Here is a 26804-nt window from a genome sequence, read left to right as displayed (position 1 = left end):
GTCGCGAAAGGGGTGCGAAGCGCCCCCAACGATTCGTGAGTCAACGCTGCATGCCTGGGGCCGCTTCGCGGCCCTTTCGCGACCCAAGGCCGCTCCTACAACAGCCTTCTGCCTCAGGTTCAGCGCAACTTCTCGAGCATCTGGTAATACCACATCCCTGCCGCCAACAGCGGATTCCCCAGCAAGTCGCCCATCGGCACCTTGATGTGCTTGCAGCCGGCAAAGGTATCGAACTTCTCCAACGTGCCGGTCAGTGCCTCGGCCATGATCTCGCCCATGATGTGGCTGGTGGCGATGCCGTGCCCGGAATACCCCTGGCAGTACCAGACGTTGTCCGACAGCTTGCCCAGCTGCGGAATGCGGTTGACCACGATGCCCATGGCGCAGCTCCACTGGAACTCGATCGGTACGCCCTTGAGCGCCGGGAAGGTGCGCTCGATGCACGGACGCAGCTCGGCTTCGATATCCCGCGAATCACGCCCCGAATAGTTGGCGCCGCCGCCGAACAGCAGGCGTTTGTCGGCGGTCAGGCGGTAGTAGTCGAGGACGAAGCGGCAGTCGTAGACGGCCAGGTCCTGCGGGTTGATCTGCGCGGCCAGCTCGCCCAGTGGCGCGGTGGTGACGATGCCGCCCATGGCCGGGAAGATCTTGCCCTTGAGCTGGCGCTTTTCCAGCTTGTGGTACACGTCGCCCGCCAGCATCACCTGGCGCGCCTCGATCCGCCCCTGGGCGGTGACCACCGCCGGGCGCGGGCCGTGGATGATCTGCAGCACTTCGGAGTTTTCGAAGATCAGCGCGCCCAGCCCTGCGGCTGCACGGGCTTCGCCCAGGCACAGGTTGAGCGGGTGCAGGTGCAGGTTGCGCAGGTTCTTCAGTGCGCCAAGGTACAGCGGGCTTTGCAGGTGCTCGGCCATGGCGGTGCGGTCGAGCAGTTGCACCTGCTCGCCCATGCCGCGGCGCTGGGCCTCGGCTTCGAAGGCACGCAGTTCGGTAAGGTGCGCAGGTTTCATCGCGGCGTGCAGGTGGCCGTGCTTGAGGTCGCAGTCGATGCCGTAGCGGGCCACGCGCTGCTCGATGATCTGGTGGCCGCGCCAGCGCAGGTGCCAGATGAAATCGTCCACCTCGCTACCGAGCCGCTCGCGCATTTGCGTGCGCATGGCCTCGTCGCCCGACAGGCTGCCGGTCACCTGCCCACCATTGCGCCCGCTGGCGCCCCAGCCGATGCGGTTGGTTTCGACGATGGCCACCTTCAGGCCGCGCTCGGCCAGCTCCACTGCGGTGGCGACGCCGGTAAAGCCACCGCCGATGATCGCCACGTCCACCTGCACCGTGCCCTTGAGGGCGGGGTACTCGGTGTGGTCGTTGAGAGTGGCGCTGTAGTAGGACGGCGCGCGCTGGGCGGGCCCGGTGTTCACTGCTGCGTTCATGGGTATTCCTTGTTGTAGTTCGGGGGGCTCAGGCCTGGTGCAGGTACCAGCGCCAGTCCTGCTCGCTGACTTCGGCCATGAACTGGCGGTACTCGGCGCGCTTGACCTTCAGGTACACGCCGACGAACGCCTCGCCGAGCATTTCGCGGGCCCAGGCCGAACGCTCCAGGGCATCGAGGGTAGTCAGCCAGTCGGTGGGCAGGTGCTCGGTGGCCTGGGCATAGCCGTTGCCTTGCACCGGCGCGCCGGGGTCGAGCTGCTGGCGAATGCCGGCATGGCTGGCGGCCAGAATGGCGGCAGCGGCCAGGTAGGGGTTGGCGTCTGCGCCGCAGATACGGTGCTCAACATGCCGGCTGGCAGCCGGCCCGCCCGGCACGCGCAGGCTGACGGTGCGGTTGTCCACACCCCAGGTCGGCGCCAGCGGCGCGTAGCTGTTGGCCTGAAAGCGCCGGTACGAATTGGCGTTGGGGCAAAACAGCAGCAGCGACTCGCGCAAGTGCTGCAGCATGCCGCCCACCGCCTGGCGCAGCAGCGGCGTGCCGGCCGGGTCAGTGCTGGCGAACAGGTTGTTGCCGTCGGCGTCGGCCAGGCTCAGGTGCATGTGCATGCCGGTGCCGGCCAAATGGTCGAACGGCTTGGCCATGAAGCAGGCCTGCATGCCGTGGGCATGGGCCACGCCCTTGACCAGGCGCTTGTAGCGCACGGCCTGGTCCATGGCCAGCAGGGCGTCGCCGTGCTCCAGGGTGATCTCCACCTGGCCCGGGGCGTATTCGGAAATCGCCGTGCGCGCCGGGATGCCTTGCGCCTTGCAGGCGGCATACAGGTCGGCGAGGAACGGCTCGATCTGCTCCAGCTCGCGCAGCCCGTACACCTGGGTGCTGCGCGGCCGGCCGCCGTCGTTGTCCAGTGCCGGCTGCGGGTGGCCATGGGCGTTGCGCTTCTGGTCGAGCAGGTAGAACTCCAGCTCGCAGGCCATCACCGGGTGGTAGCCGTCGGCCTTGAGCGCCTCGATGACGCGCAGCAGCACATGGCGCGGGTCGGCGACGCTGGCCGGCAGGCCTTCTGTGGGGTGCATGCTCACCTGCAACGCAGCGGTCGGCACCCGGCGCCACGGCAGGCGCACCAGGCTGGCGTCCAGCGGGTAGGCGCGGCAGTCGATGTCGCCGACGTCCCACACCAGGCCGGAGTTCTCCACGTCGTCGCCGTTGAGGGTCAGGCCGAGGATGGTACTGGGCAGTGGCCGGCCGCTTTCGTACACCGCCAGCAGCTCGTCGCGGTGCAGCAGCTTGCCGCGGGGCACGCCATTGGCGTCGAGGATGAACAGCTCGATCAGTTCGATATCGGGGTTGTCGGCCAGAAAACGTCGGGCCTGCTCTGCTGGGGCAAAGTGCATGTTGGTTCGCTCGCGCCCACGGGCGCACGGGACCGCCCTGGTTGAAGGTACGGTCGGACTGATTGGGCCGGCGCCAGGGCCGGTGGGTTTCAGTGCTGGGCGGGCGAGGTGTCCGGTGGGCGTGCGTGGCGGCAGTGCCACAGGGCCCAGAAGGCGAGGATGATGTGCACCAGCGGATTCTCGCCGGCACGGCTGCGGGCCTTCGGTAGCGAAGGGCGCGAGTGCGGTGGGGCGATGGGCTGGGCGGGGATCATGCCTTTGATACTCACATGCGCTGTAAGGTTGATTAAAGCAGTGAATGGCAACCTTTACATTGGGCCTGGCTAAACATTTGTGCTGCCTGTACCGGCCCTATCGCCGGCAAGCCGGCTCCTACAGGGACCGCACGACATTCACCCCTGCGGCCGGTTCAGGCGGCACCAACCCGGCAAATCTGCGACAATCGCAGCCCATACCAATGCCGATCATGTACAAGCAGGCCCACCTGCATCACTAAAAAGCCCCATGACAGACCACGCCATCGACCAACTGCTGAACAACCTCGACCACGCCATGATTGCCGACCGCCATCGCCTGCGCCGGCAACTGCACGAACTGCGCAAGCGCCCGGACGAGGCCAAGCTTGCGCAGTGGGTGGAAAAGGTCCAGGCCTCCTTCGCCCAGGTCACCGCGCGCCAGCAGAGCGTGCCGAACATCCGTTACGACGACAGCCTGCCGATCGCGGCCAAGCGTGACGAGATCAAAAAAGCCCTGGCCGAACACCAGGTGCTGGTGATCGCCGGCGAAACCGGCTCGGGCAAGACCACCCAGTTGCCGAAGATCTGCCTGGAACTTGGTCGCGGCAGCCATGGCCTGATCGCTCACACGCAACCGCGGCGTATCGCTGCGCGCAGCGTGGCGGCGCGGGTTGCCGAAGAGCTGGGCACGCCGCTGGGGGCACTGGTGGGCTACCAGGTGCGCTTCGAAGACCAGAGCGATTCGAACACCCTGGTCAAGCTGATGACCGATGGCATCCTGCTGGCCGAAACCCAGCACGACCGCTTTCTCGAGCGCTACGACACGATCATCGTCGACGAGGCCCACGAGCGCAGCCTGAACATCGATTTTCTGCTCGGCTACCTCAAGACCCTGCTGCACCGGCGCCCCGAGCTCAAGCTGATCATCACCTCGGCGACCATCGACCTTGAGCGCTTCTCCAAGCACTTCGATGGCGCGCCGATCATCGAGGTGTCGGGCCGCACCTACCCGGTGGACACCTGGTACCGCCCGCTGACCCGCGAGCAGGACGAGGAGGGCAACCAGGTCGAGGATGATATCTCCGTCGACCAGGCGATCCTCGCCACCCTCGACGAAATCGCCCACCACGAGCGCAGCCAGGGCAAGGGCCCAGGCGATGTGCTGGTGTTCCTGCCTGGCGAGCGAGAGATCCGCGACGCAGCCGACATGCTGCGCAAGGCGCAGTTGCGCCACACCGAAATCTTGCCGCTGTACGCGCGCCTGACCCCGGCCGAGCAGCAGAAGATCTTCCAGTCCCACAGTGGCCGGCGGGTGGTATTGGCGACCAACGTCGCCGAGACCTCGCTGACCGTACCGGGCATCCGCTACGTGATCGACAGCGGTACCGCGCGCATCAGCCGCTACAGCTACCGCGCCAAGGTGCAGCGCCTGCCCATCGAGGCGGTGTCGCAGGCCAGCGCCAACCAGCGTAAGGGCCGTTGCGGCCGGGTCGAGCCGGGCATCTGCATCCGCCTGTACAGCGAAGACGACTTCAACGGCCGCCCGGCGTTCACCGACCCGGAGATCCTGCGTACCAACCTGGCGGCGGTGATCCTGCAGATGCTGCACCTGCGCCTGGGCGCCATCGATGCCTTCCCGTTCATCGAGCCGCCGGATGGCAAGGCCATCAGCGACGGCTTCAACCTGCTGCAGGAGCTGTCGGCGGTCAACCGCGAGAACCAGCTCACCCCGCTGGGTCGCCAGCTGGCGCGCCTGCCGATCGACCCGCGCATGGGCCGCATGCTGCTTGAAGGCGCACGCCAGGGCAGCCTGCAGGAAGTGCTGATCGTCGCCAGTGCCCTGTCGGTGCAAGACCCCCGCGAGCGCCCGCCGGAGCGCCAGCAGGCCGCCGACCAGGCCCATGCGCAGTGGAAGGACGTCGACTCGGACTTCGCCGCCCTGGTGAACCTGTGGCGTGGCTTCGAGGAGCAGCGCCAGGCGCTGACTGCAAGCCCCTTGCGCAACTGGTGCCGCAAGAACTTCCTCAACTACCTGCGCCTGCGCGAGTGGCGCGATGCGCACCGCCAGCTGTCGCTGATCTGCCGCGAGCTGCAACTGGCGGTCAATAAAGAGCCGTGCGATTACCTGCGCATGCACAAGGCCATCCTCAGCGGCCTGCTCAGCCAGATCGGCCAGAAGACCGAAGAAGGCGACTACCAGGGCGCGCGCCAGCGCAGGTTCTGGGTGCACCCCTCGTCGGGCATCGGCCGCAAGCGCCCGCAGTGGGTGATGACCGCAGAACTGGTAGAAACCACCAAGCTGTACGCGCGCATGGTGGCGAAAATCGAGCCGGACTGGATCGAGCCGCTGGCCGGCCACCTGATCAAGAAGAATCACTTCGAGCCGCACTGGGAGAAGAAGCGCGGCCAGGTGGTGGCTTACGAGCAGATCACCCTGTACGGGCTGATCCTGGTAGGCCGCCGGCCGGTGCACTATGGCCCGATCGACCCGGTCACCTCCCGCGAGCTGTTCATCCGCGAGGCTCTGGTGGGGGGTGAAATCCAGTCCCGGGCCAGGTGCCTGGCAGCCAACAAACGCCTGCTTGAACAGCTCGACGAGCTGGAAGCCAAGGCGCGTCGGCGCGATATCCTGGCCGACGAAGAAACCCTGTACGCCTTCTACGAGGCGCGCCTGCCCGAAGAGATCCACCAGAGCGCGACCTTCGACAGCTGGTACCGCACCACCAGCCAGAAGGACGCCAACCTGCTGATCATGCGCGAAGAGGACGTGCTGGCCCGCGAGGCCAGCGAGGTCACCGCCGCGCAGTACCCCGACCACCTGCAGGTCGGCGAGCTGCGCCTGTCGCTGAGCTACCACTTCGAGCCCAACCACCCCCGCGACGGCGTGACCGTGCGGGTGCCAGCGCCGCTGCTGCCCAACCTGCCGGGCGAGCGCCTGGAATGGCTGGTACCGGGGCTGCTGGAGGCCAAGTGCATCGCCTTGGTGCGCAACCTGCCCAAGGCGCTGCGCAAGAACTTCGTGCCGGTGCCGGACTTCGTCAAGGCGGCGCTGTCGCGCATGAGTTTCGCCCAGGGTGCGCTGCCCCAGGCCCTGGGCCAGGAGCTGCTGCGCATGACCGGCGCGCGGGTGTCCGACGAGGCCTGGGCCGAAGCCGCTTCGCTGGTCGAAGGCCACCTGCGGATGAACATCGAGGTGGTCGATGGCCAGGGCAAGTTCCTTGGTGAAGGCCGCGACCTGGCCGAGCTGACCGCACGCTTCGCTGCCGCGAGCCAGGCGGCGCTGGCGATGCCGCGCAGCGAAAAGGCCGACCAGCCGGTGCAGGCCAAGGCCTTCACCGAGGTGGCGCAGACCGCCCAGCAGAAGATCGCCGGGCTGTCGATGACCGTCTACCCGGCACTGGTCGAAGAAAACGGCACGGTGCGCGAGGGGCGGTTCTCCACCCAGGCCGAAGCCGAGTTCCAGCACCGCCGCGCCCTGCAGCGCCTGCTGCTGCAACAACTGGCAGAGCCGGCCAAGTTCCTGCGCAGCAAGCTGCCGGGGCTGACCGAGCTGGGCTTGCTGTACCGCGAGCTGGGCCGGGTCGATGCGTTGGTCGAAGACATTCTGCTGGCCAGCCTGGACAGCTGCGTGCTGGAAGGGGAGGACCCGCTGCCGCGCGACGGCGCCGGCCTGGCATCGCTGGCCGAGCGCAAGCGCGGCGACTGGGCCGAGCATGCCGAGCGCCTGGCCCGCCTTACGCTTGAAGTGCTCAAGCTGTGGCATGGCCTGCAAAAGCGCTTCAAGGGCAAGATCGACCTCAGCCAGGCGGTGGCGCTGAACGATATCAAGCAACAACTGGCCAACCTGGTGTACCCGGGCTTCGTGCGCGAAACCCCGGGTACCTGGTTAAAGGAGCTGCCGCGCTACCTCAAGGCGGTGGAACTGCGCCTGGAGAAACTTGGCTCGCAAGTGCAGAAGGACCGGGTGTGGAGCGCCGAGCTGAACAACTGCTGGGCGCAATACAAGGCCCGCGCCGACAAGCATGCCCAGGAGGGCAAGCGTGACGAGCAACTGGCCCTGTACCGCTGGCTGCTGGAGGAATACCGGGTGTCGTTGTTCGCCCAGCAGTTGGGCACCAAGGTGGCGGTTTCCGACAAACGCCTGAGCAAGCAGTGGAGTCAGGTGGAAGCCTAACGCCCTCGACTTGTGGCAAACTTGGCGGAATTTGGGCCGCTTTGCGGCCCATCGCAGGCAAGCCTGCTCCTACATGGTTTCGCGTCCCCCTGTAGGAGCCAGCTTGCCGGCGATCGAGGGCACAGCCCTCGTCTCTGAATTGGCACCAAGGTGCCATTATGTTGCCCTTTTCCCGGCCAGCGCCGCGTGGCGATGGCCTCTGACCAGAGGAACGACCGTGCATAACGTCGTGATCAGCGGCACCGGCCTGTATACCCCGGCCCAAAGTATTTCCAACGAAGAACTGGTGGCCTCCTTCAACACCTGGTCGCAACAGTTCAACCAGGACAACGCCGCGGCCATCGAGCGCGGTGAAATCGAAGCGGCGCCGGTCTCTGACGCAGCGTTCATTGAAAAAGCCTCGGGCATCAAGAGCCGCTTCGTCATGGACAAGGCCGGCATTCTCGACCCGCAGCGCATGAAGCCGCGCCTGCCCGAGCGCGGCAACGACGAGCAGTCGATTCTCTGCGAAATGGGCGTGGCTGCCGCCCGCCAGGCGCTGGAGCGCGCCGGCCGCACTGCCGCCGATGTCGACGGCGTGCTGGTGGCCTGCTCCAACCTGCAGCGCCCGTACCCGGCCATCGCCATCGAAGTGCAGCAGGCGCTGGGTATTCAGGGCTTTGCCTTCGACATGAACGTGGCTTGCTCGTCGGCCACCTTTGGTATCCAGACCGCTGCCAACAGCGTGCAGCTGGGCCAGGCCCGTTCGGTGCTGGTGGTCAGCCCGGAGATCTGCACCGGCCACCTGAACTTCCGCGACCGCGACAGCCACTTCATCTTCGGTGACGCCGCCACTGCCGTGCTGGTGGAGCGCGCTGACCTGGCCACCTCCAAGCACCAGTTCGATGTGGTCAGCACCAAGCTGGCGACGGTGTTCTCCAACAATATCCGCAACAACTTCGGCTTCCTCAACCGCGCGGCGGAGGAAGGCGAAGGTGCCCGCGACAAGCTGTTCGTGCAGGAAGGGCGCAAGGTATTCAAGGAAGTCTGCCCGATGGTCGCCGAACTGATCGGCAAGCACCTGGGCGACAACGGCCTGCAGCCGTCGGACGTCAAGCGCTTCTGGCTGCACCAGGCCAACCTCAGCATGAACCACCTGATCGTCAAGAAGCTGCTGGGGCGTGAAGTGGATGAGCAAGAGGCGCCGGTGATTCTGGACCGTTATGCCAACACCAGTTCGGCCGGTTCCGTGATTGCCTTCCACCTTTACCAGGATGACCTGGCCAAGGGTTCGGTGGCAGTGCTCAGCTCGTTCGGGGCGGGGTATTCGATTGGTAGCGTGATTCTGCGCAAGCACTGACGTTTTTTGGCGCCTGGTCGGGCCTCATCGCCGGCAAGCCGGCTCCTACAGTTGGGCGCGATTCCTGTAGGAGCCGGCTTGCCGGCGATTGCTTTTCAGGCGCAAAAAAAAGGCAGGAAATGCTGGATGGGGTCAGCATTTCCTGCCTCAGAGTGAAGCAGAGGAGGGTGTTGCTTAGAACTTGGCTTCCAGATCCAGCTGCAGCGTGTCGACGTCGGCATCGCTGTTCGGCAGGTTGGAGTAGTCGGTCTTGGCCATCAGGTAGGCCGCGCCCAACGAGAAGTTCTTGTCGATTTCGTAACCGACCTTGAACTTGTGACCGCGCGAACCGGTGAAACCGTTGCCGAAGTCGGAGTCGGTGAACAGGCTCACCACAGCGTTACGCTGCACGTCGCGGTAGTTGTAATCCAGGCTCCAGGCGCCGAGCTTGGTCTTCACACCTGCCAGCCAGGCTTTGTCCTTGCCATCGGTGCTCTCGGTGTTCTTGACCATCTGGCCGTAGGCCGACAGCGGGATGGCGAAGCCGGTGAAGTCGATCTGACCGAAGCCTTCAACCAGGTTGAATTCGTTGGTGGTGTTACCCAGCGAACGCAGCAGGGTCGATTCCTTGTCGTTGTCGTAGCCGTAGATGCTGCCGCCGACGGTGACTTTCACAGTGTCGGCGGCGTTGAACTTGGCGCCCAACTGAGCGTGGTACAGCTGTGCGTCGTGCTTGTACTGCACGCCGTCGCCGTCGACGTTGTCCTGCAGGGTGTACTGACCGGCGCTACCGAATACTTCGGCTGGGCCCAGGTTGGTCTTGTAGGTGAGCGCCACGCCTTCTGGGTTGATGTCGCTATCCCAGATGATGTCGCCCATGCTCACCCATGGCTGCGCCATCTTGCCGCCGATGATGTGCAGGTTGGGGAAGGCGGTCGGGTGCCAGTCCAGGTAGGCCATGTCGACCCACAGGTTCTTCTTGTCGAAGTAGTTTTCCAGGCTCACGTTGGTGGAGCGACGATCACCGCTGCTGCCGCCAGTGGCGATACGAACGCCAGCGTCTACTTGCGGGTTGATCTCGCTGTAGAAACCAACACGGGCACGTACGCGCTGACGGTCCTGGTTGTTGCTGCGGGCAATCGGGTCATCGACGTTGACGTCTTCGTAACGCAGGCGCACATCACCCTTGATCTGGGTCTTGGCAGCCCATGCCACTTTCTGTTCGAAGGAGCTCATGCGATCGGACTGAGCTTTTTGAGCGGCCTTTTCCTTGGTTTCTGCTGCCAGGTCGCCTTGCAGTTCGTTGTACTGCGCCTGGTTGATCGAGCCGTTGGCGCGGAGCATTTCGAGCAGCTTGGCGTCGACCGCGGCACTGGCCGGAGTACTCAGAGCCAGCATCATGCCGGTGAGGCTCACTCCGGTAAGTGTGGAAACAAGACGCATAAGGTTCTCCCTGTTGGAAAGGTTGGGGGAGGCTAAAGCGCTCGCCCCCGAGTTGGCATGTCTTCGGAAAGGGCCTGAATAGACAGGTTCTGGGGTTTCGGAAAACAGGCGCAAGTATTGCGGGGGTGGATGACAGAATAATGTCTAAACAGTGGCACTGCGGTTAAGAAGCGGCCTGGTAAACGGGCTGTCATTTGAGTGTCTGGCGCGCTTTGGCAATACTGGCGTTCTTCTTTCAAGCGAGCCGCCACCGTGATCAGCCTGCACAGCATTGCCCACCTGCGCGACCTGCCGGCCAGCACCTGGGATGCCCTGGTGCCCGAGGGCCAGCCGTTTTTGCGCCATGCTTTCCTCAGCGCCATGGAGGACAGTGGCAGCGTCACCCCGAATACCGGCTGGGCGGCCGAACACCTGGTGCTGGAGCGTGACGGCCAGGTGCGTGCGTTGCTGCCGGCCTACCGCAAATGGCATTCGTTCGGCGAGTACGTGTTCGACCATGGCTGGGCCGACGCCTGCGAGCGCGCCAGCATCGCCTACTACCCCAAGCTGCTGGGGGCGGTGCCGTTCAGCCCGGTCAGCGGGCCACGCCTGCTGTGCGACGACCCTGCCGACGGCCTGTTGCTGTTGCAGGCAATGCCTGAATACCTGGTTAAGGGCGGGTTGTCCGGCGCCCATATCAACTTTACCGACAGCGCACTGGATGACGCCCTCGCCAGCCTGCCTGGCTGGATGGAGCGGCTGGGCTGCCAGTTCCATTGGCAAAACCGCGGCTACCGGGACTTTCAGGATTTTCTCGACACCCTCAGTTCGCGCAAGCGCAAGCAGATGCGCAAGGAGCGCGAGCAGGTGGCTGGGCAGGGCATCGACTTCACCTGGTACCGTGGCGATGAGCTGAGCGAGGTGCAGTGGGACTTCGTTTACCTGTGTTACGCCAACACCTATGCCGTACGCCGCCGCGCGCCCTACCTCACCCGCGAGTTCTTCAGCCTGCTGGCCGAGCGCATGCCCGAGGCGCTGCGGGTGGTGATTGCGCGCCAGCACGGGCGCGAGGTGGCCATGGCCTTGAGCCTGGTGGGCGGAGGCAGTTTGTATGGGCGCTACTGGGGCTGCCTGGACGAATTCGACCGGCTGCATTTTGAAACCTGCTTCTACCAGGGCATGGACTTTGCCATCGCCGAGGGGCTGCAGCGCTTTGACGCCGGGGCGCAGGGCGAGCACAAGCTGATCCGCGGGTTTGAGCCGGTGATCACGCGGTCGTGGCATTACCTGCTGCACCCGGGGCTGCGCCGGGCGGTGGAGGATTTTCTGGCGCAGGAGCGGGAGGGGGTGCGGGCGTATGCCGAGCAGGCGTGCGCGGCGTTGCCCTATCGCAAGGATTGAGCCCCCTTGATGTCCCTGTAGGAGCCGGCCGGCGATAGGGCCATAAGCCACAGCGCAGGCCAGGAGCCAGGTTTGCAGGCCTGGCCTCATCGCCGGCAAGCCGGCTCCTACAGGCGGCGTGGCTACAGCGTGAAGCGCTTCACCAACCCGTTCAGCCCGCTGGCCAGGCGCGACAGCTCCTGGCTCGAGGCGTTGGTCTGCTGCGCCCCGGTGGCGCTCTGCACCGACAGGTCGCGGATGTTGGTGAGGTTGCGGTCCACCTCGCGGGCCACCTGGGCCTGCTCTTCGGCGGCGCTGGCGATGACCAGGTTGCGCTCGTACATCTCGCTGATCCCCGAGGTGATTTCCTGCAGGGCGTGCCCGGCGCTCTGGGCCAGTTCCTGGGTGTTGCGCGCCCGGCTGCTGCTGGTTTGCATGGCGCTCAGCGCCTGGCTGGCGCCGGTGCGCATCAGGGTGACCATCTGCTCGATTTCCTGGGTGGAGTTCTGCGTGCGGTGCGCCAGTGCGCGTACCTCGTCGGCGACCACGGCAAAGCCGCGCCCGGACTCGCCGGCACGGGCGGCTTCGATGGCGGCGTTAAGCGCCAGCAGGTTGGTCTGCTCGGCGATGGCGCGGATCACGTCCAGCACTTTGCCCACTTCCTGGGACTGCTCGGCCAGTTGCTCCACCAGCGACGCCGAGGCGGTGACTTCTTCGGCCAGGTCGCTGATGGCCTCAATGGTCTGCGACACCCGGGCCTGGCCCTGTTGCGCCGATTGGGTGGAAGCTCGCGAGGCTTCGGACGTGGACACGGCGTTACGCGCCACCTCATCCACTGCCGCGCTCATTTCGTTGACTGCGGTGGCGGCCTGCTCGATTTCGTCGTGCTGGCGGGTGATGCCGCGCCCGGCCTCTTCGGTAACCGCGTGCAGCTCTTCGGAGGCGGCGGCCAACTGAGTGGACGAGCCGGAGATTTCGCGCAAGGTGTCGCGCAGGCGGTCGCGCATCTGGGCCAGCGAGTGCTGCAACTGGCTGACTTCATCGTTGCCGCTGGCGACGATGGCGTTGCTGAGGTTGCCCTCGGCCACCTGCTTGGCCGCCAGTACCGCGTCTTTGAGGGGCTGCACGATACTGCGGGTGAGCAGCCAGGCCAGCGCCACGGTGAATAGTGCAGCCAGCAGGATCACGCCGATGACGATGGCACGGGACTGCTCGTAGCGTTCGGCCGACAGGTTGCCCTCACGCTCGATGCCTTTGCCGTACAGGTCGCCCAGTTCGGCCAGTTGTGCGCCGGTTCCGTCGACCACCGGCTTCATGTCCACCAGCACCAGCTTGTGCAGGGCTGCAGTGTCGCCGCGCCGGGCCAGGGCGAAGGAGTCGGCCATGCCTTTCTGGTACACCGCAAAATCACGCTGGAACTGCTGGTACAGGCGGGTTTCTTCGGGGGTATCGATGAACGCCTCGTAGTCCTTGATGTTCTGCATCAGGACCTTGTTGCGGGCATCGTACTGGCCGACGTAGGTGTCGACGTTGGCCGGGTTCGGGTCCAGCGCCACGCGCAGCGAGATGGTGCGGATGCGCAGCATGTTCTCGCGGATGGTGTCGACGATGCGGATGCTCGGCACCCAGTCCTTCTCCATGGCCGTGGCCGAGTCGCGGATGTCCTCCATCTTGGCGAGGGAGAACAGGCCCAGCAGGGCCACCATCAGTGCGATGCATGCAAACCCCGATGTTGCCCGGGGCGCGATACTCCATTGGCGTAAAAGCATTACCACCTCGCCGGCCCTTCAGGGCCATTTAGTTGTTGTACGACAACTGGTTATCGGCGAGGCGGGCGTTGGCTTGAGGGGCAGGGCGGGGTCAATCTACGCCGACGAAACCGCCGGTCTGGTGGTGCCACAAACGGGCATAGAGCCCACGCTGGGCGAGCAGTTCGGCGTGGCTGCCGCTTTCGACGATGCGGCCTTTGTCCAGTACCACCAGGCGGTCCATGCGGGCGATGGTGGACAGGCGGTGGGCGATGGCGATCACCGTCTTGCCCTGCATCAGGGTTTCGAGGCTATCCTGGATGGCGGCTTCGACCTCCGAGTCCAGCGCCGAGGTGGCTTCGTCCATGATCAGAATCGGCGCATTCTTCAGCAGCACCCGGGCGATGGCGATGCGCTGGCGCTGACCACCCGACAGCTTGACCCCGCGCTCACCCACGTGAGCGTCGAAGCCGGTACGGCCCTGGGCGTCGGACAACTCGGGGATGAACTCGTCGGCGCGGGCCCGGCGCACCGCCTCCCAGACTTCCTCTTCGCTGGCATCGGGGCGCCCGTACAACAGGTTGTCGCGGATCGAGCGGTGCAGCAGCGAAGTGTCCTGGGTGATCATGCCGATTTGCGCGCGCAGGCTGGCCTGGTTGACCTCGGCGATGTTCTGCCCGTCGATCAGGATGCGCCCGCTGTCGACGTCGTACAGGCGCAGCAGCAGGTTGACCAGGGTCGACTTGCCGGCACCGGACGGGCCGATCAGGCCGATCTTCTCGCCGGGGCGAATGTTCAGGTTCAGTGCATCGATCACCTTGCTGCCCTTGCCGTAGTGGAAACCGACATGCTCGAAGTGCACGGCGCCACGGCTGACCTTGAGTGGCTGCGCGTTGGGTTTGTCGCTGACGGTGACCGGCTGGGCGATGGTCTGCAGGCCGTCCTGGACCATGCCGATGTTCTCGAAGATGCCGTTGACCACCCACATGATCCAGCCCGACATGTTGACGATGCGGATCACCAGGCCGGTGGCCAGGGCGATGGCGCCGACGCTGATCAGCGACTGGCTCCACAGCCACAGGGCAAGGCCGGTGGTGCTGACCACCAGCAGGCCGTTGAGGGTGGTGATGACCACGTCCATGCTGGTGACCACCCGGGCGGCCAGTTGGGTTTTTTCGGTCTGCTCGCGAATGGCTTCGCGGGCGTAATGCTGTTCATGGTCGGTGTGGGCGAACAGCTTGAGGGTGGCGATGTTGGTGTAGCCATCGACGATGCGCCCCATCAGCTTGGAGCGGGCGTCGGACGAAACCACCGAACGCTCCTTCACCCGGGGTACGAAGTAGTACAGCGAAGCGATGTAGCAGCCGATCCACACCAGCAGCGGCAGCATCAGCCGCCAGTCGGCCTCGGCGAACAGTACCAGCGAGCTGATGGCGTAGATCAGCACGTGCCACAGCGCGTCCACCGCCTGTACCGCCGAATCGCGCAGCGAGTTGCCGGTTTGCATGATGCGCTGAGCGATACGCCCGGCGAAGTCGCTCTGGAAGAAGTTCAGGCTCTGCTTGAGCACGTAGGTGTGGTTTTGCCAGCGGATCAGGCTGGTCATGCCGGGGCTGATGGTCTGGTGCACCAGCAGGTCGTGCAGGCCGAAGAACAGTGGCCGCAGCAGCAGGACCACCACCAGCATCCAGGCCAGCTCGCCGGCGTGGTCGCTGAAGAAGTTGGCGTTGGGTGTGCCCTGGGCCAGGTCGATGATGCGGCTCAGGTAGCTGAACATCGCCACCTCGATCAGCGAGGCGAACAGCCCGACGATCAGCAGGGCGAGAAAGCTCGGCCAGACCTGGCGCAGGTAATAGATATAGAAGGGCCAGACCTTGCCGGGGGGCGCCTCGGTGGGCGCCTCGCGGAAGATGTCGATCAACTGCTCGAAACGACGGTACAGCATGGGTTTGCAAACTCCTGTTTCAGCCGACCTTCAGGCGGTTCACGTCCCTGTGAAGCCTTGCGGTCAGTCGATGCGTTTGGCCGACTTGATGAACACCGGGTCGGCCGGTACGTCACGCATGCCCTTTTTCACGGTAGTGGGCGAGTTGACGATCTGGTCGACCACTTCCATGCCCTTGGTAACCTTGCCGAACACCGCATAGCCACGGTCGCGGCCCGGGTTGAGGAAGTCGTTGTCGGCCACGTTGATGAAGAACTGGCTGGTGGCCGAGTTCGGGTCGGAGGTGCGGGCCATGGACAACGTGCCGCGGGTGTTCTGCAGGCCATTGCTGGCTTCGTTGCGGATCGGGTCCTGGGTGGGTTTTTGCACCATCTGCTCGGTGAAGCCGCCGCCCTGGACCATGAAGCCCGGGATCACCCGGTGGAAGATCGTATTGTTGTAGAAACCGCTGTCGACGTATGCCAGGAAATTCTTCGTACTGATCGGCGCCTTTTCCGCGTTCAGTTCGATCTCGACCTGGCCGAAGCTGGTATCGAGCAGCACGTGCGGGGTCTTGTCGGAGGCCATGACGCTGGTGGCGAAGGCGACCGAGCAGGCGGTGAGCAGGAGTTTTTTCAGCATGGGCTCAAAGATCCTTGAGGGGTGGATGCGGCTGCGAGGAACTGCAGCACGGTGAGGTTGAAGACCTCGGGTTGGTCCAGGGGCGTAGCGTGCCGCGAATCGTCGATCACCGCCAGCCTGGCGTTGGGCATCAGCGCCACGTAGCGCTCTTTCAGTTGTATCGGTGTGTAATCATGGTCGGCCGCCACCACCAGCGTGGGACAGCGGATCTGCCCGATGCGTTCCTGCACGCCCCAGTTGACGATGGCGTCGAAACTCTTCAGATACGCGCGCTTGTCGTTGCGCGCCCAGCGCTCGGCCATCTTGCGCCGCAGATCGGCCTGTTCGGGCTTGGGGAACAACCTTGCAGCCAGGCCCTTGCCCACGGTCTCGACGCTGAGCAGGCGCGCCAGGCCCCAGCGCTTGAGCCACCACAGCCAGTCGCTGCGGGTGCGGCGCTTCACTTCCGGGGCGCTGTTGACGATGCACAGGCTGCGCAGCCAGGTGGGGTGGTCGACGGCGAACTGAAAGCCGACCATGCCGCCCATGGACAGGCCGACGAAGTGCACGGGGCCTGTGCCCAGGTGGTAAAGCAGGGCCAGCAGGTCCTGGCTGAAGGTCTTGATGCGGTAGCCTTTGCGCGGCTTGGATGACTGACCGTGGCCGCGGATGTCCATGAGGATCACCCGGTAGTGGCGGGCGAATTCGGCAACTTGAAGTTCCCAGTCCTCGCTGCTCGAACCCAGCCCGTGCAGCAGCACCAGGGGTTCGCCCTGGCCGTGCAGCTCATAATGCAGTTGGCATCCGTCGTGTTCGAAACAGGCCATGGGCGCGGTCCTCTCAGGCTTGCGGGGGGGCTGCGAAGGGCACGTCCAGCGGTGCGGTGTCGAAGTTGCGCAGCAGGTCGATGAGGATCTGCGTGGCCGGGCCCAGGGTCTTTTCCTTGCTCGAATAAAGGTAGAACAGCGGGTGGCGGCTGCCACCCTGATCCAGCGGCAGGGGCTTTAGCACGCCATCGCTCAGCTCACGCTCGATCATGTGCCGGGGCAACCAGGCAAAGCCCAGGCCGCTGCTGACAAAGGTGGCGGCGGTGCCCAGGCTGCCGACGGTCCAGCGCTGTTCGGCGCCCAGCCAGCCGACGTCGCGTGGCTGCGCGCGGCCAGAGTCGCGGATCACCACTTGCAACTGGCTTTCCAGGTCCTGGAAGGTCAGTTCGCGGCCCAGGCGGTGCAGGCTATGTTCGGGGTGGGCGACGGCGACGAACTCCACTGCACTGAGCTCGGCCCCCAGGTAGCCGCCGATGCTGTAGCTGCTGATGGCAAGGTCAGCGATGCCCTCGTGCATCACTTCTTCCACGCCAGAGAGCACTTCTTCACGCAGGCGCACCCGGCAGCCGCGGCTTTGCGGCATGAACGCGGCCAGCGCGCGCACCAGGCGGGCGCTGGGGTAGGCGGCGTCGACCACCAGGCGCACTTCGGCCTCCCAGCCTTGCTCCATGTGGTGGGCCAGGTCTTCGAGCTGGCTGGCCTGCTTGACCAGGTGCCGCGAACGGCGCAGCAGCACGTTACCCGCTTCGGTCAGCACTGCCTTGCGCCCGTCGATGCGCAGCAGCGGCACCCCCAGTTGCTCCTGCATGCGTGCAACGGTATAGCTCACCGAAGACTGCGAGCGGTGCAGCGCTTCGGCGGCCTGGGCGAACCCGCCATGGTCGACCACCGCTTGCAGGGTTCGCCACTGATCCAGGGTTACGCGCGGCGCTTTCATCTATGGCTCCTGTTGTCCTAAGCTGCGCTCTTCTCAAGGAGAGCGCCCTATGAAGAAATGTTGTGTGGCCTTGCTGCTGTGCCTGCCCTTCACGGCCATGGCCTACCCCATCGATGTGCAAAAGCAGGTGGACGGCGTAAAGCTGGACTACACCGCCTACGACACGGCCTATGACATCGGTGCGATCACCCTGAACAACTACGGCCAGGTGCCGGCGGCGTGCCGGGTGAGCTTTCGCAACGGCCCCGAGGCCCCGCGGGTGCGGCGGGTCAACGTGCCGGCCGGCAAAAGCGTGGATGTGACCGCCAAGTTCAACCGGCAGATCATCAAGCTGCGCATCGACCTGGACTGCAAAGCTGAATAAACGGATTAATCGATAGATTGAACCCACTTTTTACGCTTTTTTATCGATAGGTCAACATTTAATCTCACCTCCATCGAATCGCAACCCTTTACCGCCGATGGAGGCACCCCATGTCCCGCGTACTGATCATCGAAAGCAGCGCCCGCCAGCAGGATTCCGTTTCCCGTCAACTGACCCGCGACTTCATCGAGCAGTGGCAGGCCGCTCACCCGGCCGATCAGATCACCGTACGCGACCTGGCCGTGAACCCGGTGCCGCACCTGGATGCCAACCTGCTCGGTGGCTGGATGAAGCCTGAAGAACAGCGTAGCGCCGCAGAGCTCGAAGCCCTGGCCCGTTCCGTTGAGCTGACCGATGAACTGCTGGCTGCCGATGTGCTGGTGATGGCCGCACCGATGTACAACTTCACCATCCCCAGCACCCTCAAGGCCTGGCTGGACCATGTGCTGCGCGCCGGCATCACCTTCAAGTACACCCCCACTGGGCCGCAGGGCCTGCTGGCCGGCAAGCGCGCCGTCGTGCTGACCGCCCGTGGCGGTATCCACGCCGGTGCCACCAGCGACCACCAGGAACCCTACCTGCGCCAGGTGATGGCCTTCATCGGCATCCATGATGTGGACTTCATCCACGCCGAAGGCCTGAACATGAGCGGCGACTTCCACGAGAAAGGCCTGAACCAGGCCAAGGCCAAGCTGGCCGCAGTGGCCTGAGGCTCCCCGAATTCCCAACCCTGACACCTCTTTGCTCCTTGGGTGTACCTGCCCGGCCTTCATGGCCGGGCTTTTTTATGGCTGTACCGGCCCCATTACAAGTACAGCGCAAGCTCGAAGCAAACGCTTTACCTGTAGGAGCCGGCTTGCCGGCGATGAGGCCAGCACAGCCTTACATTCCTCATGGTTGAACTGCCCGAACCCACCCGCTAAGGTCGCCGCCTTGATTCACGAGAGGCAACCATGGGCTACCTGATAATCGTCGCGCTGATCCAGGCGTTTTCCTTCAACCTGATCGGTGAGTACCTGGCCGGCCAGGTCGACAGCTATTTCGCCGTGCTGGCCCGGGTGGTGCTGGCACTGCTGGTGTTCCTGCCGCTGACCCGCTGGCGCGAGGTCGAGCCACGCTTCATGCGCTCGATGCTGCTGATCGGCGCGCTGCAGTACGGCATCACCTACGTGTGCCTGTACCTGAGCTTCCGCGTGCTGACCGTGCCGGAGGTGCTGCTGTTCACCATCCTCACACCGCTGCACGTGACCCTGATCGAAGACGCGCTGAACCGCCGTTTCAACCCCTGGGCGTTGCTGGCCGCGCTGGTGGCGGTGGCCGGGGCTGCGGTGATCCGCTTCGACAGCGTCACCGGCGAGTTTTTCATCGGCTTCTTGCTGCTGCAACTGGCCAACTTCACCTATGCCGCCGGGCAGGTGCTGTACCGCCACCTGGTGGCCCGTCACCCCAGCGCCCTGCCGCACTACAAGCGTTTTGGCTACTTCTACCTGGGTGCGTTGCTGGTGGTGCTGCCGGCGTTCCTGCTGTTCGGCAACGCCCAGCACCTGCCGAGCACCGATACGCAGTGGCTGGTGCTGCTGTTCCTCGGGCTGGTGCCGACGGCGCTGGGGCTGTACTGGTGGAACAAGGGCGCATGCCTGGTTTCCGGCGGCACCCTGGCGGTGATGAACAACCTGCATGTGCCGGTGGGGCTGCTGCTGAACCTGCTGATCTGGAACCAGGACGAGCCGCTGGGGCGGCTGGCCATCGGCGGCGGGATCATCTTGGCGTCGGTGTGGATGAGCCGGCTGGGCGGGCAGGGCAGGGTGTTGCCCGCCCCACGTTGACCTGAAGGCCCTATCGCCTGTAGGAGCCGGCTTGCCGGCGATAGGGCCCTTGAGTCAAGCCGTCTCTGAATGCGAAACCCGCACCGCCAACCCCGCCCGCATGTCATTGCCACTGGGCTGCTGATAAAGGCTCAGGCCAAACTCAGGCAGCACCGCCAGCAGGTAATCGAAGATATCCCCCTGAATGCGCTCGTACTCCGCCCACACCGTGGTGGTGGTGAAGCAGTAGATCTCCAGCGGGACGCCTTCGGCGGTGGTCTGCAACTGGCGGACCATGCAGGTCATGTTGGCGTGCACGTTGGGGTGGTTTTTCAGGTACGCCAGGGCGAAGGCGCGGAAGGTGCCGATGTTGGTCAGTTGCCGGCGGTTGGCCGACAGCCCGGCGTTGTGGCCCTGGGCCTGGTTCCATTCGTGCAGCTCCTGGCGCTTGCCGGCCAGGTAGTCGCCGAGCAGGCGTACCTGGCCCAGGCGCTGTTCTTCCTCGGTAGTCAGAAAACGCACGCCGGCGGCGTCGATGAACAGGCTGCGCTTGATGCGCCGCCCGCCGGACTGCTGCATGCCGCGGTAGTTGCGGAACGACTCGCTCATCAGGCGCCAGGTGGGGATGGAGACGATGGTCTTGTCGAAGTTCTGTACCTTCACCGTATGCAGGGTGATGTCCACCACATCGCCATCGGCACCGGCCTGGGGCATCTCGATCCAGTCACCGACGTGCAGCATGTCGTTGCTGGTGAGCTGCACACTGGCGACGAACGACAGCAGGGTGTCCTTGTACACCAACAGCAGCACCGCCGACATGGCACCCAGGCCCGACAGCAACAGCAGCGGCGAACGGTCGATCAGGGTGGCGACGATGACGATGGCGGCGAAGATCCACAGCATCATCTTGGCCAGTTGCATGTAGCCCTTGATCGAGCGGGTGCGGGCGTGCTCGGTGCGCGCGTAGATGTCCAGCAGCGCGTCCAGCAGGCAGGACAGCGCACGGGTCATGAACAGCAGGGTCACCGCCAGGGCGACGTTGCCGAGAAAGTGCTGGGCGGTGCTGGAGAGCTCCGGCACCAGTTTCAGGCCCGATTGCACCGCCAGCGACGGCGTGGTCTGCGCCAGGCGGTGGAATACCTTGTTGTGGCGCAGGTCGTCCAGCCACCTGAGCGATGACTGGCGGCCCAGCAGGCGGCTGGCGTGCAGCACCAGAAAACGGGTCACCCGGCCGATCAGCAGCGAGACCAGCAGCAATACCACCAGGCCGATGGTGGCATGCAGCAGCGGGTGTTGGTCCAGGGTGCCCCAGAGGTCGAAGGCGTCACGCCAGAATCGTTGCAGGTCCATAAATGTTCTAAGCGGTCTGTATTGCGGTACGAAGCGGCATTAGAGCGCGGATCGGCGCAAAGTTGCCAAAAGAAATTCGGCTCCTGCCCAGGAAAACGTTACCCTATGCAACTTGAATTTTTCGCACTTGCCCGAGGTTACCCCCGTGTTTTCCCAATTCGCCCTGCACGAACGCCTGCTCAAAGCCGTGGCCGAGCTGAAATTTGTCGAGCCGACCCCGGTGCAGGCAGCGGCCATTCCCCTGGCCCTGCAAGGGCGTGACCTGCGGGTCACGGCGCAGACCGGCAGCGGCAAGACCGCAGCCTTCGTGCTGCCGATGCTCAACCGCCTGGTCGACCGCAGTGGCCCGAGCGTGGAAATCCGTGCACTGATCCTGCTGCCGACCCGCGAGCTGGCCCAGCAGACCCTCAAGCAGGTGAAGCTGTTCTCGCAGTTCACCTACATCAAGTCGGGCCTGGTGACCGGCGGTGAGGACTTCAAGGAACAAGCGGCGATGCTGCGCAAGGTGCCAGACGTGCTGATCGGTACCCCGGGCCGCCTGCTCGAGCAGCTCAACGCGGGTAACCTCGACCTGTCCCACGTGCAGGTACTGGTGCTCGATGAAGCCGACCGCATGCTCGACATGGGCTTCGCCGAAGACATGGAGCGCCTGTGCAAGGAATGCGAGAACCGCGAGCAGACCCTGCTGTTCTCGGCCACCACCGGTGGTGCGGCGCTGCGCGACATCATCGGCAAGGTACTCAAAGACCCTGAGCACCTGATGCTCAACAGTGTCTCGCAACTGGCCGAGGGCACTCGCCAGCAGATCATCACCGCTGACCACGACCAGCACAAAGAGCAGATCGTCCAGTGGCTGCTGGCCAACGAGACCTACCAGAAGGCGATCATCTTCACCAACTACCGCGCCTTGGCCGACCGTATCTACGGCCACCTGGTGGCCAAGGAAGTGAAGGCCTTCGTGCTGCACGGCGACAAGGACCAGAAGGACCGCAAGCTGGCCATCGACCGCTTCAAGGAAGGCGGCTCGAAGGTGCTGGTAGCCACCGACGTCGCCGCCCGCGGCCTGGACATCGACGGCCTGGACCTGGTGATCAACTTCGACATGCCGCGCAGCGGTGATGAGTACGTGCACCGTATCGGCCGCACCGGCCGTGCCGGTGGCGAGGGCCTGGCCATCTCGCTGATCACCCACAACGACTGGAACCTGATGTCCAGCATCGAGCGCTACCTCAAGCAGCAGTTCGAGCGCCGCGTCATCAAGGAAGTCAAAGGCACCTACAGCGGGCCGAAAAAGGTCAAGGCCTCGGGCAAGGCCGTTGGTAGCAAGAAGAAAAAGGGCGACAAGAAGACCGGCGACAAGAAAACCACAGCCAAGCGCAAGCCAACGGCCAAGCCGCGGCCTAACGCCCCGCTGGCCAGTGCAGACGGCCTGGCACCGCTGAAAAAGCGCAAGCCAGCGGCTGAGTAAGCCTCTTCCTGCAGTACCCCGCCACCGCAACGGTGGCGGGTTTCTTCACGTTGTTCCCCGCCTGTTGTAGCCCTTTTCCGAAACCGCATTTTCGCCGGGAAAATCGCCCGAAACCATCCAGACTGCTCTGGCATATCGCAGTCATGAGGCGTAGCGTATGTACATCTGTAAATACATTGAATCCGGCAGAATGCCCGATGCAGTTTGAATGGGACGAGGACAAGAACCGCCTCAACATTCGCAAGCACGGCCTGGATTTCAACGATGTACCCAGGATGTTCCAGCGCCCGATGCTGGTACTGGAAGATGACCGGTTCATTTACGACGAAACCCGCTGGATCGCCATGGGCTGGCTCGATGCCTTGGTGGGCGTGGTCGTCTACACCGAGCGGCAGGGCGATGTGATTCGCATCATCTCTGCCCGCAGGGCCACCGAACGTGAGGTAATGCGCTATGCCCAAACCATCAGCCGACGATGACCGCAACCTGCCTGTCAACGACAAGGTCGACACCTCGGACATACCCGAACTCGACGACGACTTCTTCGAACGCGCCGAACTGCGCCTGCCCGCCAAGCAGACCGTGACCATGCGCCTGGACAGCGACGTGCTGGCCTGGTTCAAGGCCCAGGGTGCCGGCTACCAGACCCGCATCAACCAGCTGCTCCGCCAGTACATGGAAGCCCGTCAGCGGCGTTGAAGGGCATCAGGTCTTTTTCTCGGCTGCTTTTAGCTCTTTGATCCGCTTGTCGATGAGCTGGCATTTGTCGGGCAGGTCCTTGCTCGCCGTGCCCAGGTCCATGCCCTGCAGCTCGTCATTGATCTCCTTGGCTTTTTGCGGGTTCTGTTCGGTCAGCTGGCTGACCAGCCCGGCCAGCTCCTCGCGTTTCTGGGTGGCTTCTTCCGGCGTGCAGGCCCAGGCGGGCAGGGCACTGCACAGGGCAGTGGCGCAGGTGATACGCAGCAGGTTTTTCATCCGTTGAACCTCCGGCGGTGGGTATGCGCGGTGGAGCGGCGCGGCGGGCGATAAGTTCAGCGTCGGCGACGGGCTGCCCATCACTGTTTGCGACACCTATACCCGGGGGTATATGGACCCTCCCGCTGCCTGGCTCCAGCATGTGGCCACAACCACAACAGCTGATGACAGCCAGGAGCTCAGGGTATGGACCTATTGAAAGGCAAGGTGGCACTGATTACCGGCGGCGCCGGTGGCTGCGGCCTGGCGGCCTCGGAACTGTTTGCCGCCGAAGGTGCCAAGGTGGTCATTCTCGACCTGCCGAGCAGCCAGGGCGAAGCCGTGGCCGCGCGCATCAATGCCGCTGGTGGCCAGGCGCTGTTCGTCGCCGCTGACGTTTCCGTGGCCGACCAGTTGCACCGCGCCGTCACCCAGGCCCAGGCGCACTTTGGCCCGATCTCGACATTCTTCAGGGGCAGTTGACCGAAACCCAGCGGCATGTGGCCAAGCTCATATTGCAGGGCCACAGCAGCCAGTCGATCTCCCGCGAGCTGGACATCTCCGAAGGCACGGTCAAGGTGCACCGGCACAACATCTGGAAGCGCCTGGGCATCGCCGGCAATGCCGAGTTGTTCCGCTTGTTCATCAACTATCTGGTGAAGAACAGCTGAAGCATTAGCGGGTATGGGGGCAATGCATGCCGGGCGAAATTTCGCGGAACGCCTGGAGCCACGCGCAGGTCCACACCCTGTGTACCCCATCCGTCCACAGCAGGAGGCCCGCTCCATGAGCAGCTACGACTGGGACCTGATCGAGCGCTTGTTGCACGAAGTACAGAACGGCGCCGGCCACAGCTTCACCCCGCGCCCCTATGCCGAACAACACGCCGCGGCGCTGGCCGCCAAGGGCGAGGCGCCGGGGGATCTGGACCACCTGAAAACCCGCGCCTGCGAGTACGAAAAGCTCTTGTTCGAGCGCGGCTACATCGAGAGCCGCCCCGAAGAAGACGGCGGCAACGGCGAGAATTTCGTGCTTACCGAGCGCGGGTCGCGCCTGCTGAGCCTGATCGACAGCAGCATCCCCGGCTTCGAGCACCCGCGCCATGTGCTCGACGAGCAGGACGATGCGCTGGACGAAACCACCTTCGAACAGGTGTCGGCCAAGGCGCAGATCGCAGGCGGCGCCATCTAGGGCTGGCGCTGGCAGGGTAGGGCCATGAATAATCGGGGTTGAATTTCATTCGACTGCCGAGCCTTGCCGATGACCAAACATGCAAAAGGGGCCCGCCCATGAGCGAGGCCCGCAAGAATCCCGACGCCTTCGCCTTTCAGGTGATGCTGGTGCTGTGCCTGATCTGGGGCTGCCAGCAGGTGCTGATCAAGTCGGCTGCGGTCGACATCGCGCCGGTGATGCAGGCGGCTTTTCGTAACGGCATCGCCGCCGTGCTGGTGGGGCTACTGGTATGTTTTCGCGGCGGTTGGGCGCAGGTGGGCAGCACCTGGCGTGCGGGGCTGCTGGCCGGTGCGCTGTTTGGCCTTGAATTTTTGTTCATTGCCGAGGGCCTGAAGCTGACCTCGGCGGCGCACATGTCGGTGTTCCTCTATACCGCGCCGATCTTCACCGCGTTGGGGCTGCATTTCATGATGCCCAGCGAGCGCCTGCGGCTGTTGCAGTGGCTGGGCATCCTGCTGGCCTTTGCCGGCATTGCCCTGGCCTTTGCCGGTGGGGTTTCGCTGGATCAACTGGACGGGCAGATGCTGCTGGGTGACGGCCTGGCCATTCTTGCCGGTTTGGCCTGGGGCGCGACCACCGTGGTGGTGCGTGGCTCGCGGTTGTCCGAGGCGCCAGCGACCTTGACGCTGTTCTACCAACTGGCGGTGGGCTTTGCCGGGCTGGTGCTGATCGCCCTGTTGAGCGGGCAGATCGGCGACTTCACCCTGACCCCGCTGGCGGTGGGCAGTGTGCTGTTCCAGGGCATCGTGGTGTCGTTCATCAGCTACCTGACCTGGTTCTGGCTGCTGCGCAAATACCTGGCGTCGAACCTGGCGGTGTTTTCGTTCATCACCCCGCTGTTCGGCGTGACCTTCGGTGTGGTGCTGCTGGATGAACCCTTGAGCCTGAACTTCGTGATTGGCGCGGTGATGGTGCTGCTCGGTGTGATCATGGTCAGCGCCGAGCAGTGGCTGCGCCAGCAACTGCGCAAGGTAGTGGGCTAGCGCGCAGGGCCACGCCCCTGTAGGAGCCGGCTTGCCGGCGATAGGGCCGGCCCGGTCAACCCACCCGTTGCAGCCCGGCACAGCCTTCGGCGCGCCCGGTGCCGGCGCTGATCACCAAAACTCCTGCAACCACCAAGCCCGCCGCCGCCAGCACCAGTGCTGGCTGCAAACCACCACTGAAATGGCTGCTCAGCGCCGCCAGCAGCGGCCCGCTCAGTTGCCCCAAGGCAAAGCAGGCGGTCAGCAGCCCGGCATTGCGCTGGGTGGCATGGGGCGCCAGCTCCCGCGAGCGCTGCATCACCAGTTGCATGCAGGCCAGGAACGGCCCACCGCACAGCAGCACACCCAGCCCCAGGCCGATGCCGCCGCCCAGCAGGCAGGCCAGCACCCCCAGGCCCTGCAGCCACAAGGTGATGGTCAGCCACCCCGACGTGCGGCCCGGTCGGCGCAGGCTGACCAGCACCACGCCCAAGGCCGCTGCCAGGCCGAATGCCGGCCAGAACAGGTCGGCCTGCCACTGGCCGTGAAACTGCTGGCTGGCCATCTGTGACAGGAAGGTGGCCGGCAGGATATAGCCGATACCGTACAGGCCATACACCAGCCCCAGCCGGCCAATACCGCTGCCGCGCGTCGGGTTGTTGAGTACTGTCGCGGGTGCCGGTGCAGCTTCCATCGCCCGCGGCAGCCATGGCAGCACGGCCAGCAGCATCACCAGCGCGGCCACCCCGTAGATCAGCCACAGTGCCGAAGAGCCCAGCCCCAGCAAATGGGCGAGCAGCGCCAGCAGGCCGGTCAACGCAATACCGGCGCCGGGCCCGGCGAACACCTGGGCGCCCAGGCGCTGGCGGCCATGGGCATTGGCCAGTTGCTGGCTGAGGCTGGTGATCATCACCAGCACCCAGGCGCTGGCAACGCCGGTGCCGAAGCGCAGCAGCAAGTGGCTCCAGAACCCGTCGGCCTCCGCCGAGGCCAGGGTCAGCAGCACACACAGCCACAGCCCGCCATGCAGGCGCAAGCGCACTTGGACGGGTTTGCGGGTGAACATGCCATCCACCGCGCCCAGGAAGTAACCGAGGTAGTTGGCCGCAGCGATCAGGCCGCCGGCGGTCAGGTCGAACTGGCCCTCGGCGATCAACCGCGGCAGTTGCGGGGTGAGAGCGAAGCGGCCGATACCCATGGCCATCATCAGGGCCACGGCGCTGGCCAGCAGTTGCACGAAGGGTGGCATGGCGAGTCTCCT

23 protein-coding genes and 2 pseudogenes are annotated in these 26804 nt (G+C 64.7%); 13 read left to right on the top strand and 12 right to left on the bottom strand.

Annotated features, from left to right (window positions below; genetic code table 11):
- Positions 1-119 precede the first annotated feature (119 nt).
- The 3 genes from KSS94_RS19900 to KSS94_RS19890 form a co-directional block, all read right to left on the bottom strand.
- Positions 120-1427, bottom strand: a complete 1308-nt coding sequence (locus KSS94_RS19900) for an NAD(P)/FAD-dependent oxidoreductase (protein ID WP_217839783.1) — start codon at positions 1425-1427, stop codon at positions 120-122.
- A 28-nt stretch (positions 1428-1455) separates the two neighbouring features.
- A complete protein-coding gene (locus KSS94_RS19895) occupies positions 1456-2820 on the bottom strand; it encodes a glutamine synthetase family protein (protein WP_217839782.1) in 1365 nt (454 codons plus the stop codon).
- Positions 2821-2909: 89 nt separating this feature from the next.
- Positions 2910-3074 carry a hypothetical protein gene (locus KSS94_RS19890; RefSeq protein WP_217839781.1) on the bottom strand — a complete coding sequence of 55 codons (165 nt, stop codon included), beginning with the start codon at positions 3072-3074 and terminating at the stop codon, positions 2910-2912.
- Positions 3075-3324: 250 nt separating this feature from the next.
- Here KSS94_RS19890 and hrpA point away from each other — a divergent pair, with 250 nt between their 5' ends.
- Complete coding sequence (gene hrpA / locus KSS94_RS19885; RefSeq protein ID WP_217839780.1) at positions 3325-7230, top strand: ATP-dependent RNA helicase HrpA; 3906 nt, start codon at positions 3325-3327, stop codon at positions 7228-7230.
- 217 nt (positions 7231-7447) lie between these two features.
- The gene (locus KSS94_RS19880) at positions 7448-8569 is read left to right on the top strand and encodes a beta-ketoacyl-ACP synthase III (RefSeq protein ID WP_217839779.1); all 1122 of its coding nucleotides are present in this window, start codon (positions 7448-7450) and stop codon (positions 8567-8569) included.
- A gap of 174 nt (positions 8570-8743) precedes the next feature.
- On the opposite strand, the gene KSS94_RS19875 is transcribed toward KSS94_RS19880, so the two are convergent.
- Entirely contained in the window at positions 8744-9991 is a 1248-nt protein-coding gene (locus tag KSS94_RS19875; protein WP_217839778.1) for a putative porin, read from the bottom strand.
- Between the two features lie 252 nt (positions 9992-10243).
- Here KSS94_RS19875 and KSS94_RS19870 point away from each other — a divergent pair, with 252 nt between their 5' ends.
- Complete coding sequence (locus tag KSS94_RS19870) at positions 10244-11371, top strand: GNAT family N-acetyltransferase (protein ID WP_217839777.1); 1128 nt, start codon at positions 10244-10246, stop codon at positions 11369-11371.
- A 122-nt stretch (positions 11372-11493) separates the two neighbouring features.
- Here KSS94_RS19870 and KSS94_RS19865 read toward each other — a convergent pair whose 3' ends face one another.
- From KSS94_RS19865 to KSS94_RS19845, 5 genes are all read right to left on the bottom strand, one after another.
- On the bottom strand, positions 11494-13119 hold the full coding sequence (locus KSS94_RS19865) for a methyl-accepting chemotaxis protein (protein ID WP_217839776.1): 1626 nt from the start codon (positions 13117-13119) through the stop codon (positions 11494-11496).
- Positions 13120-13210: 91 nt separating this feature from the next.
- Entirely contained in the window at positions 13211-15043 is a 1833-nt protein-coding gene (locus tag KSS94_RS19860; protein WP_217839775.1) for an ABC transporter ATP-binding protein, read from the bottom strand.
- Positions 15044-15106: 63 nt separating this feature from the next.
- Positions 15107-15664, bottom strand: coding sequence for a peptidylprolyl isomerase (locus KSS94_RS19855; protein WP_217839774.1), 558 nt, complete (start codon positions 15662-15664; stop codon positions 15107-15109).
- Complete coding sequence (locus KSS94_RS19850; RefSeq protein ID WP_217839773.1) at positions 15658-16470, bottom strand: alpha/beta fold hydrolase; 813 nt, start codon at positions 16468-16470, stop codon at positions 15658-15660. The genes KSS94_RS19855 and KSS94_RS19850 overlap by 7 nt, the downstream gene beginning before the upstream one ends.
- 13 nt (positions 16471-16483) lie before the next feature.
- A complete protein-coding gene (locus KSS94_RS19845; protein ID WP_217839772.1) occupies positions 16484-17407 on the bottom strand; it encodes a LysR family transcriptional regulator in 924 nt (307 codons plus the stop codon).
- Between the two features lie 49 nt (positions 17408-17456).
- Between KSS94_RS19845 and KSS94_RS19840 the strand changes: the two genes are divergently transcribed.
- The 3 genes from KSS94_RS19840 to KSS94_RS19830 all read left to right on the top strand — a co-directional run bounded on the left by KSS94_RS19840 (position 17457) and on the right by KSS94_RS19830 (position 19597).
- Positions 17457-17771 (top strand): 3-phosphoglycerate kinase, encoded by a 315-nt coding sequence (locus tag KSS94_RS19840; RefSeq protein ID WP_217839771.1) that lies wholly within the window; start codon positions 17457-17459, stop codon positions 17769-17771.
- A 110-nt stretch (positions 17772-17881) separates the two neighbouring features.
- On the top strand, positions 17882-18481 hold the full coding sequence (locus tag KSS94_RS19835) for an FMN-dependent NADH-azoreductase (RefSeq protein ID WP_217839770.1): 600 nt from the start codon (positions 17882-17884) through the stop codon (positions 18479-18481).
- Between the two features lie 243 nt (positions 18482-18724).
- A complete protein-coding gene (locus KSS94_RS19830; RefSeq protein WP_217839769.1) occupies positions 18725-19597 on the top strand; it encodes a carboxylate/amino acid/amine transporter in 873 nt (290 codons plus the stop codon).
- Positions 19598-19651: 54 nt separating this feature from the next.
- Here KSS94_RS19830 and KSS94_RS19825 read toward each other — a convergent pair whose 3' ends face one another.
- The gene (locus KSS94_RS19825; protein ID WP_217839768.1) at positions 19652-20926 is read right to left on the bottom strand and encodes a mechanosensitive ion channel family protein; all 1275 of its coding nucleotides are present in this window, start codon (positions 20924-20926) and stop codon (positions 19652-19654) included.
- 145 nt (positions 20927-21071) lie between these two features.
- Here KSS94_RS19825 and KSS94_RS19820 point away from each other — a divergent pair, with 145 nt between their 5' ends.
- The 3 genes from KSS94_RS19820 (at position 21072) to KSS94_RS19810 (ending at position 23093) form a co-directional block, all read left to right on the top strand.
- On the top strand, positions 21072-22394 hold the full coding sequence (locus KSS94_RS19820) for a DEAD/DEAH box helicase (RefSeq protein WP_217839767.1): 1323 nt from the start codon (positions 21072-21074) through the stop codon (positions 22392-22394).
- A 197-nt stretch (positions 22395-22591) separates the two neighbouring features.
- Complete coding sequence (locus KSS94_RS19815; protein WP_217839766.1) at positions 22592-22873, top strand: BrnT family toxin; 282 nt, start codon at positions 22592-22594, stop codon at positions 22871-22873.
- Complete coding sequence (locus KSS94_RS19810) at positions 22848-23093, top strand: BrnA antitoxin family protein (protein ID WP_217839765.1); 246 nt, start codon at positions 22848-22850, stop codon at positions 23091-23093. The genes KSS94_RS19815 and KSS94_RS19810 overlap by 26 nt, the downstream gene beginning before the upstream one ends.
- A gap of 6 nt (positions 23094-23099) precedes the next feature.
- On the opposite strand, the gene KSS94_RS19805 is transcribed toward KSS94_RS19810, so the two are convergent.
- Positions 23100-23369 carry a hypothetical protein gene (locus KSS94_RS19805; RefSeq protein WP_217839764.1) on the bottom strand — a complete coding sequence of 90 codons (270 nt, stop codon included), beginning with the start codon at positions 23367-23369 and terminating at the stop codon, positions 23100-23102.
- 186 nt (positions 23370-23555) lie between these two features.
- Here KSS94_RS19805 and KSS94_RS19800 point away from each other — a divergent pair.
- From KSS94_RS19800 to KSS94_RS19785, 4 genes and pseudogenes are all read left to right on the top strand, one after another.
- Positions 23556-23810, top strand: a pseudogene (locus KSS94_RS19800) (SDR family NAD(P)-dependent oxidoreductase); the annotation flags it as partial.
- Positions 23807-24019: pseudogene (locus KSS94_RS19795) on the top strand (helix-turn-helix domain-containing protein); the annotation flags it as partial. The pseudogenes KSS94_RS19800 and KSS94_RS19795, both read left to right, overlap by 4 nt.
- A gap of 115 nt (positions 24020-24134) precedes the next feature.
- Entirely contained in the window at positions 24135-24539 is a 405-nt protein-coding gene (locus KSS94_RS19790; RefSeq protein ID WP_217839763.1) for a transcriptional regulator, read from the top strand.
- A gap of 98 nt (positions 24540-24637) precedes the next feature.
- A complete protein-coding gene (locus KSS94_RS19785) occupies positions 24638-25564 on the top strand; it encodes a DMT family transporter (protein WP_217839762.1) in 927 nt (308 codons plus the stop codon).
- 55 nt (positions 25565-25619) lie between these two features.
- Here KSS94_RS19785 and KSS94_RS19780 read toward each other — a convergent pair whose 3' ends face one another.
- Positions 25620-26792 (bottom strand): MFS transporter, encoded by a 1173-nt coding sequence (locus KSS94_RS19780; protein ID WP_217839761.1) that lies wholly within the window; start codon positions 26790-26792, stop codon positions 25620-25622.
- Positions 26793-26804: the final 12 nt, after the last annotated feature.

Source organism: Pseudomonas fakonensis (assembly GCF_019139895.1).
In the GTDB taxonomy this organism is placed as follows: domain Bacteria; phylum Pseudomonadota; class Gammaproteobacteria; order Pseudomonadales; family Pseudomonadaceae; genus Aquipseudomonas; species Aquipseudomonas fakonensis.
This window is presented reverse-complemented; position numbering and strand designations above follow the sequence as displayed.